The sequence below is a fragment of the Pseudomonas sp. NPDC007930 genome, from assembly GCF_042958985.1.
GTDB lineage: Bacteria > Pseudomonadota > Gammaproteobacteria > Pseudomonadales > Pseudomonadaceae > Aquipseudomonas.
Genome location: NZ_JBIBKC010000002.1, coordinates 272,426 through 289,310 on the forward strand (window position 1 = coordinate 272,426; position 16,885 = coordinate 289,310).

General features: G+C 67.3%; 17 protein-coding genes. 2 read left to right on the forward strand and 15 right to left on the reverse strand.

Annotated features, from left to right (window positions below; translation table 11 throughout):
* Positions 1–74 precede the first annotated feature (74 nt).
* The 3 genes from plsX to ACFZCE_RS05685 are packed head-to-tail and all read right to left on the reverse strand — an operon-like array spanning position 75 to position 1,811.
* Positions 75–1,085, reverse strand: coding sequence for a phosphate acyltransferase PlsX (plsX, locus tag ACFZCE_RS05675; protein WP_390936859.1), 1,011 nt, complete (start codon positions 1,083–1,085; stop codon positions 75–77).
* 3 nt (positions 1,086–1,088) lie between these two features.
* Positions 1,089–1,271 (reverse strand): 50S ribosomal protein L32, encoded by a 183-nt coding sequence (gene rpmF / locus ACFZCE_RS05680; protein ID WP_390936860.1) that lies wholly within the window; start codon positions 1,269–1,271, stop codon positions 1,089–1,091.
* A 12-nt stretch (positions 1,272–1,283) separates the two neighbouring features.
* Positions 1,284–1,811, reverse strand: coding sequence for a YceD family protein (locus ACFZCE_RS05685; RefSeq protein ID WP_390936862.1), 528 nt, complete (start codon positions 1,809–1,811; stop codon positions 1,284–1,286).
* Positions 1,812–1,916: 105 nt separating this feature from the next.
* On the opposite strand from ACFZCE_RS05685, the gene ACFZCE_RS05690 reads away from it, so the two are divergent.
* Complete coding sequence (locus ACFZCE_RS05690; protein WP_390936864.1) at positions 1,917–2,510, forward strand: Maf family nucleotide pyrophosphatase; 594 nt, start codon at positions 1,917–1,919, stop codon at positions 2,508–2,510.
* Here the strand turns inward: ACFZCE_RS05690 and sppA are convergent, their stop codons facing one another.
* Genes sppA through rluC form a run of 3 tightly spaced genes read right to left on the reverse strand, consistent with a single transcriptional unit; the run spans position 2,511 to position 5,141 of the window.
* Entirely contained in the window at positions 2,511–3,506 is a 996-nt protein-coding gene (gene sppA / locus ACFZCE_RS05695) for a signal peptide peptidase SppA (protein ID WP_390936866.1), read from the reverse strand. It abuts the gene before it with no gap.
* A gap of 23 nt (positions 3,507–3,529) precedes the next feature.
* Positions 3,530–4,189, reverse strand: coding sequence for an HAD-IIIA family hydrolase (locus tag ACFZCE_RS05700; RefSeq protein ID WP_390936868.1), 660 nt, complete (start codon positions 4,187–4,189; stop codon positions 3,530–3,532).
* Positions 4,182–5,141 carry a 23S rRNA pseudouridine(955/2504/2580) synthase RluC gene (gene rluC / locus ACFZCE_RS05705; RefSeq protein WP_390936870.1) on the reverse strand — a complete coding sequence of 320 codons (960 nt, stop codon included), beginning with the start codon at positions 5,139–5,141 and terminating at the stop codon, positions 4,182–4,184. The genes ACFZCE_RS05700 and rluC overlap by 8 nt, the downstream gene beginning before the upstream one ends.
* A gap of 723 nt (positions 5,142–5,864) precedes the next feature.
* Between rluC and rne the strand changes: the two genes are divergently transcribed.
* On the forward strand, positions 5,865–9,278 hold the full coding sequence (rne, locus tag ACFZCE_RS05710) for a ribonuclease E (RefSeq protein ID WP_390936872.1): 3,414 nt from the start codon (positions 5,865–5,867) through the stop codon (positions 9,276–9,278).
* 98 nt (positions 9,279–9,376) lie between these two features.
* On the opposite strand, the gene ACFZCE_RS05715 is transcribed toward rne, so the two are convergent.
* The 9 genes from ACFZCE_RS05715 to ACFZCE_RS05755 form a co-directional block, all read right to left on the reverse strand.
* Complete coding sequence (locus tag ACFZCE_RS05715; RefSeq protein WP_390936874.1) at positions 9,377–9,958, reverse strand: NTP transferase domain-containing protein; 582 nt, start codon at positions 9,956–9,958, stop codon at positions 9,377–9,379.
* Positions 9,959–10,018: 60 nt separating this feature from the next.
* Positions 10,019–11,038: a UDP-N-acetylmuramate dehydrogenase gene (murB, locus tag ACFZCE_RS05720; RefSeq protein WP_390936876.1), complete on the reverse strand. Its 1,020-nt coding sequence runs from the start codon at positions 11,036–11,038 to the stop codon at positions 10,019–10,021.
* Positions 11,035–11,499 carry a low molecular weight protein-tyrosine-phosphatase gene (locus tag ACFZCE_RS05725; protein ID WP_390936878.1) on the reverse strand — a complete coding sequence of 155 codons (465 nt, stop codon included), beginning with the start codon at positions 11,497–11,499 and terminating at the stop codon, positions 11,035–11,037. The genes murB and ACFZCE_RS05725 overlap by 4 nt, the downstream gene beginning before the upstream one ends.
* Complete coding sequence (kdsB, locus tag ACFZCE_RS05730) at positions 11,499–12,263, reverse strand: 3-deoxy-manno-octulosonate cytidylyltransferase (protein WP_390936880.1); 765 nt, start codon at positions 12,261–12,263, stop codon at positions 11,499–11,501. The genes ACFZCE_RS05725 and kdsB overlap by 1 nt, the downstream gene beginning before the upstream one ends.
* Complete coding sequence (locus tag ACFZCE_RS05735) at positions 12,260–12,445, reverse strand: Trm112 family protein (RefSeq protein WP_390936881.1); 186 nt, start codon at positions 12,443–12,445, stop codon at positions 12,260–12,262. The genes kdsB and ACFZCE_RS05735 overlap by 4 nt, the downstream gene beginning before the upstream one ends.
* A 16-nt stretch (positions 12,446–12,461) precedes the next feature.
* Positions 12,462–13,478 carry a tetraacyldisaccharide 4'-kinase gene (gene lpxK, locus ACFZCE_RS05740; RefSeq protein WP_390936882.1) on the reverse strand — a complete coding sequence of 339 codons (1,017 nt, stop codon included), beginning with the start codon at positions 13,476–13,478 and terminating at the stop codon, positions 12,462–12,464.
* The gene (locus ACFZCE_RS05745) at positions 13,478–13,903 is read right to left on the reverse strand and encodes a biopolymer transporter ExbD (protein WP_390936884.1); all 426 of its coding nucleotides are present in this window, start codon (positions 13,901–13,903) and stop codon (positions 13,478–13,480) included. Before ACFZCE_RS05745 ends, lpxK begins: the two co-directional genes overlap by 1 nt.
* On the reverse strand, positions 13,900–14,535 hold the full coding sequence (locus tag ACFZCE_RS05750; protein WP_390936886.1) for a MotA/TolQ/ExbB proton channel family protein: 636 nt from the start codon (positions 14,533–14,535) through the stop codon (positions 13,900–13,902). The genes ACFZCE_RS05745 and ACFZCE_RS05750 overlap by 4 nt, the downstream gene beginning before the upstream one ends.
* Before the next feature lie 76 nt (positions 14,536–14,611).
* Positions 14,612–16,834 (reverse strand): DNA internalization-related competence protein ComEC/Rec2, encoded by a 2,223-nt coding sequence (locus tag ACFZCE_RS05755; RefSeq protein ID WP_390936888.1) that lies wholly within the window; start codon positions 16,832–16,834, stop codon positions 14,612–14,614.
* Positions 16,835–16,885: the final 51 nt, after the last annotated feature.

Consider the following 16,885-nt stretch of genomic DNA (forward strand, 5'->3'; position numbering starts at 1 on the left):
GCGTGGCAAAAGTGAGAGTTGGATGCGACCCGGCAGGCGCCGGTCACACATCCACGCGGTTGTGCGGCAACATGCTAAAGCAAAAGTGAGCCAATGCGACCATGCAACCGTTGCGGAAGGTTTTCCCGCACCTCGATGCAGGCCCGCCCGATCGCGCTCTGAAAGCCCTGCACACCCGCCGAGCCATGGCTTTTGATCACGATGCCCTGCAAGCCCAGCAGGCTGGCGCCATTGTGCCGCGCCGGGGCGAGGTCGTGGCGCAGGCGCTTGAGCAGCGGCAGGGCCATGGCCCCGGCCATGCGCGCGATCACGCCCGTACTGAACAGCTCTTCCATGCGGCTGCCGATCATCGAGGCCAGCCCTTCGCTGGCCTTGAGCAGCACGTTGCCGACAAACCCGTCGCACACCACCACATCGGCCTCGCCCCGGTACAGGCCATCACCTTCAACGTAGCCGATGTAATTGAGCCCCGCCGCCTGCTGCAACAACGCGGCAGCGGCCTTGACCTGCTGGTTGCCCTTGATGTCTTCAGTGCCCACGTTGAGCAAGGCCACCCGCGGATTGGGCACCCCCAACGCCTGGGCCGCCACCGCGCCCATCACCGCGAACTGGTACAGGTGCTCGGCGCTGCAGTCTACGTTGGCGCCCAGGTCGAGCAGGTGGCACTGGCCCTTGCGGGTGGGGATGGCCGCGACCATCGCCGGGCGGTCGACCCCCGGCAGGGTTTTCAGCACATGCCTGGATAGCGCCATCAGCGCGCCGGTGTTGCCGGCGCTGACCACCGCCTGCACCTTGTCGTCACGCAGCAGCTCAAGGGCCACACGCATGGAAGAGTCGGGCTTGCCGCGCAGGGCCTGGGAAGGTTTGTCGTCCATGCCGACAACCTCACTGGCGGCCACAACGTGCAGGCGCGAGCGGTCCACGGGGGCGTGGGCGGCAATGTGGGCTTCGAGCAATTGGGGTTGACCGACGAGGGTCAGGTACAGCGAGGGGGAGGCAGACAGGCAGGCAACACAAGCCTCAACAATGAGGCGGGGACCGAAGTCCCCGCCCATTGCGTCGATCGCGATGATCTGAGCGGACAAGGATTACTCGTCAGCGCCCTTGTCGATCACTTTGCGACCACGGTATACGCCTTCAGGCGATACGTGGTGGCGCAGGTGAACTTCGCCAGTGGTCTTTTCGACCGACAGTGCGTTTTCGGTGAGAGCGTCGTGCGAGCGGCGCATGTCACGTGCAGAGCGGGATTTTTTGTTCTGCTGAACAGCCATATTGATAAACTCCTAAACGTTTGGGTCACGCTTTAACTGCGCCAAAACACTGAACGGGTTGGACCGTGGTACCTCGTCCTCGCCTGGTTCGGGCTTATCGGCGCCCGCCGGCTGCTGGCATTCTTCCGGATGATGAGCGGGAACAATCGGCAGCGCGAGCAACAGCTCGTCTTCCATCAAGCCCCGCAGATCCAAAGGATCCTCGCCCAGTTCCAGCACGTCGTAACCTGACGGTAGCGATTGCGTATTCGCACCCTCCTTCACCACGGCGTAGGTACATTCGCTGTGGATGGGCAGGGTGACCGGCTCAAGACAACGCTGGCAAACCATTTTGACCTCGGTAGAGAGGTCGCTGTGGATTACCACGGTGCCGTCTTCGTCTCGGTCGAAAACGAATCGGGCCTGCACCGCACCGGCATCGTCGGAAAGCGGGTCGCAGAGTCTCGCCAGGCTGGCCAGGGCGACGCTACCTTGTACGGTGGCGTTGCGATCGGCAAGCTTGCGCGGGTCAACGTGAGGTGGAATCGGGTCATTCAACATAGGCGCGCCATTCTAGGGATGCCCCTTGCACGTGTCAAAGGAAATTCGGCCATCGGTCAAGGCGGCCCACAGGGTAGAATCCTGCCTTTTATAAGGGCCCGTGCCATGCCACCGATCCTGCTGGCTTCCAGCTCCCCGTACCGCCGTGAACTGCTCGCCCGCCTGGGCCTGCCATTCAGCCACCAGGCCCCAGCGCTGGACGAAACCCGCCTGGCCGGGGAACCCGCCCAGGCGATGGTCATGCGCCTGGCCGAAGCCAAAGCGCGGGCCCTGGCGGCGCAGTACCCCGGGCACTTGATCATCGGCTCCGACCAAGCCGCGGTGCTGGCGCTGCCAGGGGCTGAAGCGCAGGTACTGGGCAAGCCGGGGCACTTCGAGGCGGCCCTGGCGCAACTGCAGGCATGCAGCGGCCAGGTGGTCAGCTTCCTCACTGGGCTGGCCCTGCTCGATGCCCGCAGCGGCCAATGCCAGGTCGATTGCGTGCCATTCAGCGTGCACCTGCGGCAATTGGACACAGCCGCCCTCACCCGCTACCTGCACGCCGAAACACCCTACGACTGCGCGGGCAGCTTCAAGGCCGAAGGGCTGGGGGTAAGTTTGTTCGAACGCACCGAAGGCGAAGACGCCACCAGCCTGATCGGCTTGCCGCTGATCAGGCTGGTGCGGATGCTGCAGAACTGCCAGGTGCAGGTGCCCTGATCAGCGCAGCGTGGGGCCGCTGAAACCGGCCCAGAGGGCGATGTGTTCGGCAACGCTGGCGCCGAGCTTCTTCGAGAAGCGATCCAGCGGTGACTCTTCAGTGGTGAAGTCGACGATTTCCTTGGCGCCGATCACATCACGCGCCACCGCGCTGCTGCTGCCCAGCGCGTCGATCAGGCCCAGGTCGAGGGCCTGCTCGCCCGACCAGATCAGCCCGGAGAACAACTCCGGGTGGTCTTTGTCTTTCAAGCGCTCGCCACGGCCCTTTTTGACCTGGTCGATGAACTGCCGGTGAGTGGTGTCGAGCACCCCTTGCCAGAAGCGGGTTTCATCTTCACGGGCCGGCTGGAACGGGTCGAGGAAGGCCTTGTGCTCACCGGAGGTGTAAGCGCGGCGTTCCACGCCGAGTTTCTCCATGGTGCCGACGAAGCCGTAGCCGGCGGCGGTCACGCCGATCGAGCCGACCAGGCTGGATTTGTCGGCGTAGATCTGGTCGGCGGCGCTGGCGATGTAATACGCGCCCGAGGCGCCGAGGTCGGCAATCACCGCATACACCTTCACCTCCGGGTGCAGGCCACGCAGGCGGCGGATTTCGTCGTACACGTAACCGGCCTGCACCGGGCTGCCGCCCGGGCTGTTGATGCGCAGGATCACACCCTTGACCTTCGGGTCGTCAAAAGCCTTGCGCAGGCTGCCAATGATGTTGTCGGCGCTGGCGTCTTCTTTATCGGCGATCACCCCGCGCACGTCGATCAGCGCGGTGTAGCTATCACCCTTGCCGGCGGCCTTTTCCATTTTGCCCAAGGGCGAGAACAGCGCGAGCATGCCCAGCAGGTAAATAAAGGTGAGCAGCTTGAAGAAGATCCCCCAACGCCGGGCCCGGCGCTGCTCTTGCACGCTGGCCAGCAGGGTTTTTTCCAGCAGCTTCCAGCTACGCTCGTCGCCCGAACCACCGCCGTTCTGCTCGGCCTGGGGCGCTTTCCATTCGTCAGCCATGCATGGCTCCTGGGTATGAGTGATTACAGAGTGGCGCCGCCGAGCCAGTCAGCCAGCTCGGCAAAGGCCTGAAGCTCTACGTGCGGGCGGTACTCCCGCAAAATGGCCATGTCGATGGCGCCGTAGCCTACCGCGACCGCGGTTACGCCAGCGTTATGGGCCATCTGGATATCGAAGGCGGAATCTCCGACCATCAGTGCCCGCGCCGGTTCGACCGCGCAGTGCGCGAGGATTTCGTGGAGCATCCGCGGGGCGGGCTTGCTTTCGGTTTCATCGGCCGCGCGGGTGATGTCGAAAAACGCCTCCAGGCCATGGGCCTTGAGCACCCGATCAAGCCCACGGCGGGCCTTGCCGGTGGCCACCGCCAAGCGGTAACCCTGGGCGCGAAAGCGCTGCAGCGCCTCGGCCACCCCCGGAAACAACGGCGAGGGCACCGCATCCATGTGCATGTAGCGCTCGGCGTAGCGGTCGCGGAATTGCTTCAGCGGCTCAGCCTCCAGGTGCGGGTACAGCGCGAGGATCGCCGTGGACAACTCCAGGCCGATGATGCCCTTGATCGCCGCGGCGTCACGCGGCTCATGGCCACAGGCGCTCGCAGCGTGCTGCATGGCATCGACGATGCGGCCGATGGAGTCGGCCAGGGTGCCATCCCAATCGAAAATCAGCAGGTCGAATTCACGCACTGGCCAGGGCCTCCACCGCGGCCTGCCAGTTGTCGTCCGGCTGGGCTTCGAGGTTCAGCACCTGACCATCAGGCAGCGGCACCGCCAGGGCATAGGCGTGCAAAAACAAGCGCTTGCCGCCCAGGTCGCGAATCTCTTTGGTGAACTGCTCGTCGCCGTACTTGGCGTCGCCGGCGATGCAGTGCCCGGCGTGCAGCGCGTGCACGCGGATCTGGTGAGTGCGCCCGGTGATCGGCCGCGCCTCGACCAGCGTGGCGAAGTCACCAAAGCGGCGCAGCACGCGGAACATCGTCAGCGCCTCCTTGCCCTCCGGGTTGACCTCGACCATCCGCTCGCCAGAGCGCAGGTTGCTTTTGAGCAGCGGCGCGTTGATCTGCTTCTTGGCGGTTGGCCAATGGCCGCGCACCAGTGCCATGTAGCGTTTGTCCACGCCGTCGCCGCGCAGCGCTTCGTGCAGGTGGCGCAACATGCTGCGTTTTTTCGCGATCATCAGCAGCCCGGAGGTGTCGCGGTCAAGCCGGTGCACCAGTTCGAGCTCCGCCGCCTGTTGCGGGCGCAACTGGCGGAACGCTTCGATCACGCCAAAGCTCAGCCCGCTACCACCGTGCACGGCGATGCCGGCCGGCTTGTTGAGCACGATCAGGCCTTTGTCTTCGTGAACGATGGCGGCCTCGAGCCGCTGCAACAGGCCCTGGGCCACCGGCACCGGTTCGTCGCGCTCGGGCAGGCGGATGGGCGGCACACGAATCACGTCGCCAGCCTGGAGTTTGTATTCGGGCTTGATCCTTCCCTTGTTGACGCGCACCTCGCCTTTGCGCAGGATGCGATACACGAGCGTTTTCGGTACACCCTTGAGCGCCGTGAAAAGGAAGTTATCGATGCGTTGGCCGGCAAGTTCCGGTGCCACTTCAAGCAGTTGCACGCCTGTAGTGGGAGTTGGGGTCGTCGTCATGGCGCGCATCATAGCAATTTTTCATGCAATTGAAGCACTTAAACATTGCTGATATAGTCGCGAACGCCGCCAAAAGCGGCCGGGGAGTGACAAGCGGTCGAAAGCCCGTACGCTGGCCCGGCAATACCCAGGACGTAAGGCCGTCCTACGGGGCTTGCAGCATGTTGCAGCGCCATAACGCGCGCACCGTGTGCTGACTGTTCGGAACGCCCGGTTCCAGGTGTGGATGCAGTTTCCCACCCTGTGCCAGGCCCACGCGGCCATCAACCCGCCGTGTCTGAACCGTCGCATTGCAGTTTCGGAAAATGCAAAGCCTTGGTTTTTCCCGAGCGTGAAGCCCATAAGGGGCCTCGCGATAAATGCAAACCCGTTGCGGATTCTGCGCGCGGCAGCACCCGAATTATCAGGGATACGTGTAGGGTGGAGATGCACAAGCGTGAGGCCGTGTAGCTCCGCGCCCCGCCATGAAGCGGCCCAGGGCCCTCTGGCGGCGCCGAGAGCGAGCAGACACCCAGGTGTCCACGCCATCATCGCTTGATTCCTCCTCCTGGCTGAGTGCTTTTTGCCAGACACAGAAAGCAGGACGCGTCGCTGCGAGAACAACCCCTTTGGTGTTCTCGCCCGTGTGGGAGCGCTATTTGTTCCCGACGCACCTGACACCGACCGTGAGAAGTCGTGTGTGCCGAACGCCGTTTCCGGCAGCCCGGAAACCGACGGTACTACATGAAAAGAATGCTGATTAACGCAACTCAACCCGAAGAGTTGCGTGTTGCTCTGGTAGATGGCCAGCGCCTCTATGACCTGGACATCGAATCCGGGGCACGTGAACAGAAAAAGGCCAACATCTACAAAGGCCGTATCACCCGGATCGAACCCAGCCTCGAGGCCGCGTTCGTCGACTTCGGCTCTGAGCGCCACGGCTTCCTGCCACTCAAGGAAATCTCCCGCGAATACTTCAAGAAGGCCCCCGAAGGCCGGGTCAACATCAAGGAAGTATTGAGCGAAGGCCAGGAAGTTATCGTCCAGGTCGAAAAAGAAGAACGTGGCAACAAGGGCGCGGCCCTGACCACCTTCATCAGCTTGGCCGGCCGTTACCTGGTGCTGATGCCCAACAACCCGCGCGCCGGCGGCATCTCGCGGCGCATCGAGGGTGAAGAACGCAACGAGCTGCGCGAAGCGCTCAACGGCCTGCAAGCGCCGGCCGACATGGGCCTGATCGTGCGCACCGCCGGCCTTGGCCGCAGCAGCCAGGAAATGCAGTGGGACCTCGACTACCTGCTGCAACTCTGGGGCGCCATCAAGGAAGCCTCCGTTGGCCGTTCCGCGCCGTTCCTGATCTACCAGGAAAGCAACGTCATCATCCGCGCGATCCGCGACTACCTGCGCCAAGACATCGGCGAAGTGCTGATCGACAGCATCGAAGCCCAGGAAGAAGCCCTGACCTTCATCCGCCAAGTGATGCCGCAGTACGCCAGCAAGGTGAAGCTGTACGAAGACAGCGTGCCGCTGTTCAACCGTTTCCAGATCGAAAGCCAGATCGAAACCGCCTTCCAGCGCGTGGTCGACCTGCCGTCTGGCGGCTCGATCGTGATCGACCCCACCGAAGCGCTGGTGTCGATCGACATCAACTCGGCGCGCGCCACCAAAGGCAGCGACATCGAAGAAACCGCCCTGCAGACCAACCTGGAAGCGGCCGAGGAAATCGCCCGCCAACTGCGCCTGCGTGACATCGGCGGCCTGATCGTCATCGACTTCATCGACATGACCCCAGCCAAGAACCAGCGCGCCGTCGAAGAAAAGGTGCGCGAGTGCCTGGAAGCCGACCGCGCCCGCGTTCAGGTGGGCCGTATTTCCCGCTTCGGCCTGCTGGAGATGTCTCGCCAGCGCCTGCGCCCTTCGCTGGGTGAAAGCAGCGGCATCGTTTGCCCGCGTTGCAGCGGCACCGGCATCATCCGCGACGTTGAATCGCTGTCGCTGGCGATCCTGCGCCTGATCGAAGAAGAAGCCCTGAAAGACCGCACCGCCGAGGTGCGCGCCCAGGTGCCGATCCCGGTCGCGGCCTTCCTGCTCAACGAAAAACGCAACTCGATCACCAAGATCGAGCTGCGTACCCGGGCACGGATCATCATCCTGCCGAACGACCACCTGGAAACCCCGCACTTCGAAGTCCAGCGCCTGCGCGACGACAACCCCGACGTGCTGAGCAACCAGTCCAGCTACGAAATCGCCTCGGCTGAAACCGAAGAGCCACAACCGGTTGCCGCCACTCGCACCCTGGTGCGCCAGGAAGCCGCGGTGAAAACCGCCCCGGCCCGCGCCAACGCCCCAGTGCCCGAAGAGCCCGCCGAAGCCCCTGCCGCCGCTGCCGCGCCCGCGCCGGTTGCCGTGGGTGAGCCGAGCCTGTTCAAAGGCCTGGTGAAATCGCTGGTGAGCCTGTTCGCCGCCAAGGAAGCACCCGCCCCGGCACCGGTTGCCGAGAAGCCGGCCGCTGAAAAGCCCGCGCGCAACGACGAACGCCGCCACGGCCGCCAGCAGAGCCGCAACCGCAACAGCCGCCGCGACGAAGAACGCAAGCCACGCGAAGAACGTGCCCCGCGTGAAGACCGTGCGCCACGTGAAGAACGTGCCCCGCGTGAAGAACGCGCGCCCCGCGAAGAACGCGCCCCCCGTGAGGAGCGTGCACCGCGTGAGCCGCGTGCCCCGCGCGAGGAAGCCCCGGCCGCCCGTGACGACGCCGCCACCCCGGCCCGTGAAGAACGCCCGGCCCGCAGCCACCGCGATGACCGCCCACGCCGCAGCCGCGACGACCGCCCGCGCGAACTGCGTGAGCCGCTGGACGCCAGCCCGGTAGCCCGCGAGGAACGCCCGGCCGACGAAGAGCGCCCAGCCCGCGAAGAACGTGCGCCACGTGAAGAGCGTGCCCCGCGCGAAGAACGTGCCCCGCGTGAAGAGCGCGCCCCGCGCGAGGAGCGTGCGCCACGTGAAGAACGTGCCCCGCGTGAAGAGCGCCCGGCCCGCCCAGCCCGCGAAGAAGCCGCCGCCGAAGCCCCGGAAGTGCTCGACGAAGAGCAACTGAACGACGACGGCCTCGAGCACGACCAGGACCAGGACGGCCAGGACGGCGACCGCCCACGCCGCCGCTCCCGCGGCCAGCGCCGCCGCAGCAACCGCCGCGAGCGCCAGCGCGAAGCCAACGTAGACGGCGTGGATGAAGACGGCAACAGCACTGCCGCGCCGGCTGAAGGCGAGCCTTCGGCGGCCCCTGCCGTAGCGGCTGGCGTAGTCGCCGCTGGCGCCATCAGCGCCGCCGCCGAAGCCCAGGCCAATGCCGAAGCTGAACGCGCTACCGCCAGCACTGACGCCGAAGCCGCCCCCGTGGCCGCCGAAGCCGAGCCGGCGGCCGCGCCTGCAGCCGAAGCCGAAGCCGTAAGCCAAGCCGAGCCTGCCCCGGAACTGGCCGCGCCGGAAATCGTCGCCACCCCGGTTGAACAGGCCGCTACCGTGCTGGAAGCCTCCGCTGAAGCCGAGCAACCGGCCGCCGCCCAGGAAGCTGCCCCCGAGCCGCTGCCTGAGCCCGCCCCGGTCGCCTTCGAGCCAACCCCGGCCATCGAGCTGCCGGCCGAGCCTGTGGTTGAAGCACCGGCCGTTGAAGCACCGGCCGCCGAAGCACCAGTGATTGAAACGCCGGCCGTTGAAGCGCCTGCTGAAGTGGCACCTGCCGCTGAAGTGGCCGCCGAAGCTGCTCCGCAGCCAGAGCCAGAGCCGCAACCTGAGGCCCCGGTGGTAGAGGTCTTCGACCCGAGCGCAGCCCCGGCCCCGGCCCCGCTGCTGGCGATCGAAGAGCCTGCCCCGGCGGTGAGCAGCACCGGCCGCGCACCGAACGACCCACGTGAAGTGCGCCGCCGCAAGCGCGAAGCCGAACTGGCCGCTGCCGCTGCCCGTGAAGCCGAGCAGGCCGCGCAACTGGCTGACGCCAACGCGCTGGCCGAGGTGCAGGCGCCGGTTGAAGCCCCGGTCGAGGCGCCCATCGAGGTGACCCCGCCGGCCGGTGAGCAGCTGCCGCTGATCGACGAGCCTGCTGCCCCGGCAGAGGAACAGGCCGAGCCGGTGAACAAGGACCACAAACCGCTGGTTTGATGCTCCGCGTTCGCTGAAATGAAAAAGCCCCGTGGCCGCAAGGTCACGGGGCTTTTTTCATGGGCTGGGCAACGTTTGAGGGCCCTTCGCCCGGCATGTCAGCCCCCAGGCGGCACGTCCACGTCCAGGTAAATCCCAGGGTCGCCCACCGCCACCTCCACCATCACATCCGGCCTGAACAAGCGCCGCGCGCCCTGGTCGCCCTGCAAGCTGGCCAGGCCGCCACCCCAGGCGCGACCAAAGCCTACCGGGTGGCCAGGGCCTTGCGGCCCGGTGGCCACGGCAATGGTGGTCGGGGCCATGGCCGCGGCCACCTGGGCCACCGTGGCCGCCCGCAGCATCGGCATATCCCCCAGCACGATCAACCAGCCATCGGCGCTGTGCCGTGCATTCACCCCCGCCGCCAACGAAGCCCCCATGCCTGAAGACTCCAGGCGCAACACGCTGAAACCGTGCGCCTGGGCCAACGCCTCGATCGCCGGCTTGCCCGGGCGGGTCACCAGCAGGCGATCGGCGTCCAGGCCTTGGCAGGCCAGCAGCGCGTGTTCGAGGGGTGGGCGTAGGCTGCCGTCGGCGCCCAGGCAGGGCACCAGCAGCTTGTCGGCGTCGAAGCCGGCCAAGGCGCGGTAGCGTTCGCCCAAGCCAGCGGCGAGTACCAGCACACAGGGTTTAGCGGCCATCAGGTACTCCCTTGGCGGGTGGGAAGGCTTGCCCTTGGACCCGCCCCGCCAAGGCACGGTTCAGAGCAGGTTGGGTTCCATCTCCAGGCTTACGCCAAAACGCGCCTGCACACTGGCCTGAATACGCTGGGCCAGGGCCAGCACTTGCTGGCCCGTGCCGCCACCGTGGTTGACCAGCACCAGGGCCTGGTGCACATGCACGCCCACCGCGCCGTCACGGTGGCCGCGCCAACCGGCCTGGTCGATCAGCCAACCGGCGGCCAGCTTGGCCTGGCCCGGGCCAGCCGGGTAGCTGGGCAAGCCAGGATAGCGGGCTTTCAGTGCTTCGGCCTGGGCGGCGGGTACCACCGGGTTCTTGAAGAAGCTGCCGGCATTGCCGAGTACAGCGGGGTCTGGAAGTTTTTCCTGGCGGATGGCGCAGATCGCCTGGCTCACGTCGAGCGCCGTGGGCTGCTCGATGCCGAGCAGCGCCAGGCGCTCGCGGATCGGCCCGTAGTCCAGGTGCAGCGGCGCCTGGCGGGCCAGGGCGAAGCGCACCCGCAGGATCACCCAGCGGCCCGGCTGTTGCTTGAACACACTGTCGCGGTAGCCAAAGGCGCAGGCCTCGCCGGCCAGCTCGTGCACCTCGCCACTGTGGCGGTCCAGCGCCGCCAGGCTGGCGAACACGTCTTTGACTTCCACGCCGTAGGCGCCCACGTTCTGCATGGGCGCCGCGCCCACCGTGCCGGGGATCAGGCTGAGGTTCTCGAGCCCCACCAGCCCCTGGGCCAGGGACCACTGCACGAACGGGTGCCAGGGCTCGCCGGCACATGCCTCGACCAACACCTGGCCAGCCTCCTCGCGGACGATGCGCTTGCCCAGGCTGGCCATGCGCACCACCAGCCCCGGCACGTCGGCGCTGAGCAACAGGTTGCTACCGCCCCCGATCACCTGCACCGGCCAGCCACGCTCGGTGGCCAGGGCCAGGGCCTCGACCAGCTCGGCGTCGCTGTGAACCTGCACAAAGTGCTCAGCCGTGGCGGCCACGCCAAAGGTGTTGAACGGCGCCAGTTGCACCGCGCGTTGCACGTTCAGGCTCACCGGCTGCCCCCGATGCGGCTGACCAGCACGTCGCAGCCCGCTTCGATCAGGCTCAGCACCTGCTCGAAGCCGTCTTCGCCACCGTAGTAAGGGTCTGGTACATCCTCAAGGGGCTGGCCGGTGTGCGGCAGAAACAGCGCCAGCCGCGTTTGATTGTGGGCCGGGCGCAGCCGTTCGAGCTGGGCGAGGTTGGCGTGGTCCATGGCCAGGATCAGGTCGTAGGCGTCGAAATCCGCCGCGCTGGCCTGCTGGGCGCGCTGCGCGGACAAATCATAACCCCGGGCCAGGGCGGCGGCCTGGGTACGCGCATCCGGCGCCTTGCCCACGTGCCAGTCACCGGTGCCGGCGGACGCCACCTGCACCCGTTGGCCCAAGCCGGCGGCGGCCAACTTGTGGCGCAGCACGCCTTCGGCGGTGGGCGAACGGCAGATGTTGCCCAGGCATACGAACAGAATGCGCATCAGGCCTCCAGAATGCGCCGCACGCGCTCGAGGTCTTCAGGGGTGTCGACCCCGGTCGGCGGGGCGATCAAGGCGTCGGCAACGTGAATACGCACGCCGTGCCACAGCGCGCGCAGTTGCTCCAGCGCTTCGGTCTGCTCCAGCGCGCACGGGCCCCAGGCAACGAAATCGTGGAGGAACCCGGCGCGGTAGGCATAGATGCCGATGTGGCGGCGGTACGGCACGCCGGCCGGCAGCACGTTGGGCTGCTTGGCCAGGGCGTCGCGCGCCCAGGGCAAGGTCGCGCGGCTGAAGGTCAGGGCCAGGCCCGCCTTGTCGCTCACCACCTTGACGATATTCGGGTTGAACAGCGCCGCCACGTCTTCGATCGGCTCGGCCAGGGTGGCCATGCGTGCTTCGGGGTGGCTGGCCAGGTTGGCCGCGACCTGGTTGATGATCGCCGGCGGGATCAACGGCTCGTCACCCTGCACGTTGACGATGATCGCATCGGCCGCCAGGCCCAACTGCGCGGCGACTTCCGCCAGGCGGTCGGTGCCGGATTCGTGATCCGGGCGGGTCAGCAGCACTTCGGCGCCAAAGCCCTCGCACGCCTCGACGATGCGCGGGTCATCGGTGGCCACCACCACACGCTCGGCATGGCTTTGCCGCGCCTGCTCCCACACCCATTGCACCATCGGCTTGCCAGCAATCTGTTGCAGCGGCTTGCCCGGCAGGCGCGTGGAAGCGAAGCGGGCCGGGATCACAACGGTGTAGGCTGGGATCATTTTTCCAGGCGCTCGTCGTCGGTCAGGGTGCGCGCTTCGCTTTCGAGCATCACCGGGATGCCGTCGCGGATCGGGTAGGCCAGGCCCGCGCCCTTGCTGATCAGCTCGGCTTTGTCGTCGGAAAGCTTCAGCGGGCCCTTGGTGATCGGGCAGGCGAGGATGTCGAGCAGTTTGGTGTCCATGGGGAATCCCTACGGGTTATGGCCGGGCCGGCACACGCGGTGGCAACAGGGCCGCCAAACGGGCATCGAACCAGGCCTGGAAGGCTTGGGAAGGCTGCGCCTCGACCGCCAGGTACCACCAGTCTGGCCCGGCGAAAGGCCGGCACTTGACGGCGTCTTTCTCGGTCATGAGCAACGGCAGCTGGGGCTGGAACGCCAACGCCGCGGCGCTGAACGTGGCGTGGTCGGCGAAGGCATGTTCCACAGGCCGCCAGTTTAACCGTTCCAGGGTGGTGAAGAAACGCTGCGGGTTACCGATCCCGGCCACCGCGTGCAACGCCTGGCCAGGGGGGAAGTGGTCAAGGCCGCGGCGCTCACCGCTGGCCAGGTTCACCAAGGCGCTGGAGCGCAGGGTAAAGCCAAAACCGTCGGCGGCGTCCTGTTCGCGGCCGTTGAACAGCACCGCATCGGCGCTGGCCAGGCGCTCGGCTGGCTCCCGCAGTGGGCCGGCGGGCAGGCAACGGCGGTTACCGAGGCCGCGGGCGGCATCGATCAGCACCAGTTCCAGGTCACGCCCGAGGCGGTAATGCTGCAGGCCGTCGTCGCTGAGGATCACATCCAGCGGTTCGGCTGCCAGCAGCGCTTGCACGGCGCGGGAGCGATCCGGGTCGATCATCAGGGGCACGCCACTGCGCTGCACGATCAGCAACGGCTCATCACCGGCCTGGGCGGCGTTGTCCGCCGCGCTGACCCGCCAGGGCAGGCTCGGCGGCCGCGCGCCATAGCCACGGCTGACCACCCCCACACGCAGCCCGAGGCCACGGCAGTGGTCGATCAGCCAGAGGATCATCGGGGTTTTGCCAGTGCCGCCCACGGTGATGTTGCCGACCACGATCACCGGGCAGGCCGCGCGGTAAGCCGGCGCTTCGCCACTGAGGTAACGGGCGCGCTTGCGCAGGGCCACGCGCCGGTACAGCGCCTCCAGTGGCGCCAGCAAGCCCAGCGCAGGGTGGCCCTCGTACCAGGCGCGCTGCAAACGCTCGCCCAGGCCCATCAGTGCCCCTGCGCTTCGACCGTGATCATCGACAGCCGGCTGAAGCCCAGCTTGCCGGCGGCATCCATGGCGGTGATCACTGCCTGGTGCGGCGTTTTGCCGTCGGCGCTGATGGCCATCGGCAAGCGGGTATTGCCCCCGGCTTCGGCCTGGATCGCCCCCATCAGGGTGTCGAGGTCGCTTTTGGGCAGCAGTTTGTTGTTCACCGAATACTCGCCATCGGCGCTGATGGCGATGTCGACGCGCTTCATGTCGAGTTCATCCGGCGCGCCGCTGACCGCCTGGGGCAGGTCGATGCGCAGCTGGGTTTCACGGGTGAAGGTGGTGGTGACCACGAAGAACAGCAACAGCACGAACACGATGTCGATCAGCGAAGCCAGGTTGATGTCGATGTGTTCACGCGGGCGGCGGCGGCGGAATTTCACGCGGCCACCTCGGCCATGTCGACGTCACGGTCACCTTGCACCACCTCGACCAGCTTGATCGCTTCCTGCTCCATGCTGACCACCAGCTCATCGACCCGGCGCAGCAAGAAGCGGTGGAAGAACACCGCCGGAATACCGACCATCAGGCCCGACGCGGTGGTGATCAGCGCTTTGGAGATCCCCCCGGCGAGCACCGAGGCATTGGCGCTCATGCCGGTGGCGGTGAAGGCGCTGAAGATGTCGATCATGCCCAGCACGGTGCCGAGCAGGCCCAATAACGGCGCCATCGCGGCGATGGTGCCCAGCGTGCTGATGTAGCGCTCCAGCTCGTGGATCACCCGCGAGGCGGCTTCTTCGATGCACTCTTTCATGATTTCCCGGCCATGGCGCGAATTGGCCAGGCCCGCGGCGAGGATTTCACCCAGAGGGGAATCGGCGCGCAGTTCTTTGAGGTGCTCTTTGTTGAGCTGTTTGTCTTTGATCCAGCGCCATACCTGCCCGACCAGATGGTTGGGCGCCACGCGGCTGGCGCGCAAGGTCCAGAGGCGCTCAGCGGTGATCGCCAACGCAGCGATCGAGCTCAGAATGATTGGCAGCATCATCCAACCGCCGGCTTTGACCAATTCCCACACCGTAAACACCCCCTCGCAAAAAGGCAGCCACAATACCACAGCGCCGAAGCGCGCCGAAGGTGGCTCGTCGCGGCCTTCATCGCAGCCGCCAGAACCGCCCCCGTGCCCGCCAGCCCTCGGCCTCGCCATGGCGGCCGAGGCGCAGCGCCAGGGCGCCGTGCTCGGCGGTGTCATAAATGTTTACACCATGGGCGCGGTAACGGGCCGTGACCTGCGCATGGGGGTGACCGAAGCGGTTGTGCTGGCCGCGGGCAATCAGCACACCGCGCGGCGCAAGGCCACGAATCAGCGCCGCGCTGGAGGAGGTACGGCTACCGTGGTGCGGCGCCTGCAGCCAGTCGGCGCGCCAGTGCGGGCGCTCGCGCAGCAGCGCCCGCTCGGCGGCGGCGTCGATGTCGCCCGCCAGCAGCAAACGCTCGCCATTGGCTTCGATCAACAGCACGCAAGAAGCGGCGTTGCTGTCCCGGGCCTGGGCCCAGCGCCACTGGGAGAACCGCACGCCATCCCATTCCCAGGCCGCGCCCGCCGCGCACGGTTGCAGGCCCCAACTGGCGGGTAGGTTTTCTGGGTCTCCGGCCACCCGCTGGGCCACCGGCAGCCCTGCCAGCACCGAGCCGGCGCCGCCGTAGTGGTCCAGGTGGGCGTGGCTGATCACCAGCGTATCGAGCTGGCGCACCCCCAGCGCGCGCAAGCTCGGCAGCACGGTGGCACGCCCGGCATCGCTGTGCTGGCCACCCGGGCCAGTGTCGTACAGCAAGGCGTGGCGGCGGGTCAGCACCAGGGTCGCCAGGCCCTGGCCTACGTCGAATTGCCACACCTGGGCCTGGCCGTGCTCGACCAGTGACCGTGGCGGCCACAGCAACAGGGCGAACAACGGCGCCCCTAACCAACGCCCCGGCAGCCCGGCCGGTGCCAGCAACAATAGCGTACCTAGCGCAACCCCGCCCCAGGCCCAGGCTGGCGGCGCCGGCAGGTACAGCAGCGGCGCGCGCTCGGCCAACCAGGCCAGCACCGCGAACAACCCCGCCAGAGACCCCCCCACCGCCCACAACAGGCTTTCGGCCAGCGGCCCCAGCCAGAGCAACGCCGCCCCCAGCAAGGCCCAAGGCAACACCAAAAAACCCACCCATGGCACGGCGAGCAGGTTCGCCAACGGGCTGATCGGGCTCAACGGCAAGCCCCACGCCACCAACAGCGGCGCCAGCCCCAGGGCCAGCACCCATTGTGGCCGCGCCCAGGCCTGCCAGGGCCGCCAGCCACCGAGGCGGCCGGCCAGGGTGTAGATCAGCACGGCGACCGCGCCAAACGACAGCCAAAACCCCTGGCGCAAGCCGGCCAATGGCTCATACAGCAGCACCGCGCACAACGCCGCGAGCAACGGCACGCCGAAGCCGAGGTGGGCAAAGCGCAGGCGCCAGAGCAGCACGATGGCCAGCATCGCGCAGGCCCGCTGCACCGGCACGGTAAACCCGGCCAGGGCGCCATAACCCAGTGCCCCGGCCAATGCCGCGGCGCAGGCCAGCGGCAGCCAAGGCCAATGCGCCGGCCACAGGCCAAGCCGGGCCAGCCCCGCCACCGCGCCATACAGCAGCCCGGCGAGCAGGCCGATGTGCTGCCCGGAAATCACCAGCAGGTGCACCGTGCCGGTGGCCTGCAGCACGTCCCAGTGCTCGCGGCTCAGGCCGCGGCTGTCGCCCAGCACCAGGGCGGCGATCACCGCCTCGAAACCAAAGGCATCGACCGCGCTCAAGCGCTCGGCCAAGGCCGCGCGCCACTGCCCTGCCCCGGCCTCGGCCAGGCGTTGGCCATCCTTGACGCTGCCCTGGGCACCGATGCGCTGGGCCAGCAGCCAGGCTTCGTGGTCAAAGCCACCGGGGTTGGCCTGCCCACGGGGCGCGCGCAGGGTCACCGCCAGGCGCCAGCGCTCGCCCGCGCGCAGCTCCGGGCCGCCGAACCACGACAACCGCAGCAACGCCGGCAATGGCCCGCGGCGCGCGCTGGGCTCGGCCAGTTCGAAGCGCACGCTGCGGCCGTCGTGGCGCGGCAGCCCAGCCACGCGCCCTTCGAGCCACAGGGTTTGCCCATCCAGCGCCGGCGCCAAGCGCGCATCCAGCGCGCGCTGGGCAGAGCCACAGGCCCAGCAGAACCCCAGCAGGAACAGCCCCAGGCGCCAGTGGCGGCGCAGCAGGCACAGCCCACCCAACCCCACCAACAGCGCCCACAACCAGACTGGCGGCAACGCCGGCAGCCCATACAACCCCAGCAACCCGGCCGCCAACGCGGCCATTCTCGACACCATGGCCGTTCATCCTTGAACTTGACGCCCACAGGTGTAGCCGAGGCCAGGCGT

What these genes read in the sequence shown, in the direction of transcription:
- rpmF (WP_390936860.1), bottom strand. Translation starts at nt 1,271, where the DNA reads ATGGCTGTTCAGCAGAACAAAAAATCCCGCTCTGCACGTGACATGCGC.
- ACFZCE_RS05685 (WP_390936862.1), bottom strand. Translation starts at nt 1,811, where the DNA reads ATGTTGAATGACCCGATTCCACCTCACGTTGACCCGCGCAAGCTTGCC.
- ACFZCE_RS05690 (WP_390936864.1), top strand. Translation starts at nt 1,917, where the DNA reads ATGCCACCGATCCTGCTGGCTTCCAGCTCCCCGTACCGCCGTGAACTG.
- sppA (WP_390936866.1), bottom strand. Translation starts at nt 3,506, where the DNA reads ATGGCTGACGAATGGAAAGCGCCCCAGGCCGAGCAGAACGGCGGTGGT.
- rluC (WP_390936870.1), bottom strand. Translation starts at nt 5,141, where the DNA reads ATGACGACGACCCCAACTCCCACTACAGGCGTGCAACTGCTTGAAGTG.
- rne (WP_390936872.1), top strand. Translation starts at nt 5,865, where the DNA reads ATGAAAAGAATGCTGATTAACGCAACTCAACCCGAAGAGTTGCGTGTT.
- ACFZCE_RS05715 (WP_390936874.1), bottom strand. Translation starts at nt 9,958, where the DNA reads ATGGCCGCTAAACCCTGTGTGCTGGTACTCGCCGCTGGCTTGGGCGAA.
- ACFZCE_RS05725 (WP_390936878.1), bottom strand. Translation starts at nt 11,499, where the DNA reads ATGCGCATTCTGTTCGTATGCCTGGGCAACATCTGCCGTTCGCCCACC.
- kdsB (WP_390936880.1), bottom strand. Translation starts at nt 12,263, where the DNA reads ATGATCCCAGCCTACACCGTTGTGATCCCGGCCCGCTTCGCTTCCACG.
- ACFZCE_RS05735 (WP_390936881.1), bottom strand. Translation starts at nt 12,445, where the DNA reads ATGGACACCAAACTGCTCGACATCCTCGCCTGCCCGATCACCAAGGGC.
- lpxK (WP_390936882.1), bottom strand. Translation starts at nt 13,478, where the DNA reads ATGGGCCTGGGCGAGCGTTTGCAGCGCGCCTGGTACGAGGGCCACCCT.
- ACFZCE_RS05755 (WP_390936888.1), bottom strand. Translation starts at nt 16,834, where the DNA reads ATGGTGTCGAGAATGGCCGCGTTGGCGGCCGGGTTGCTGGGGTTGTAT.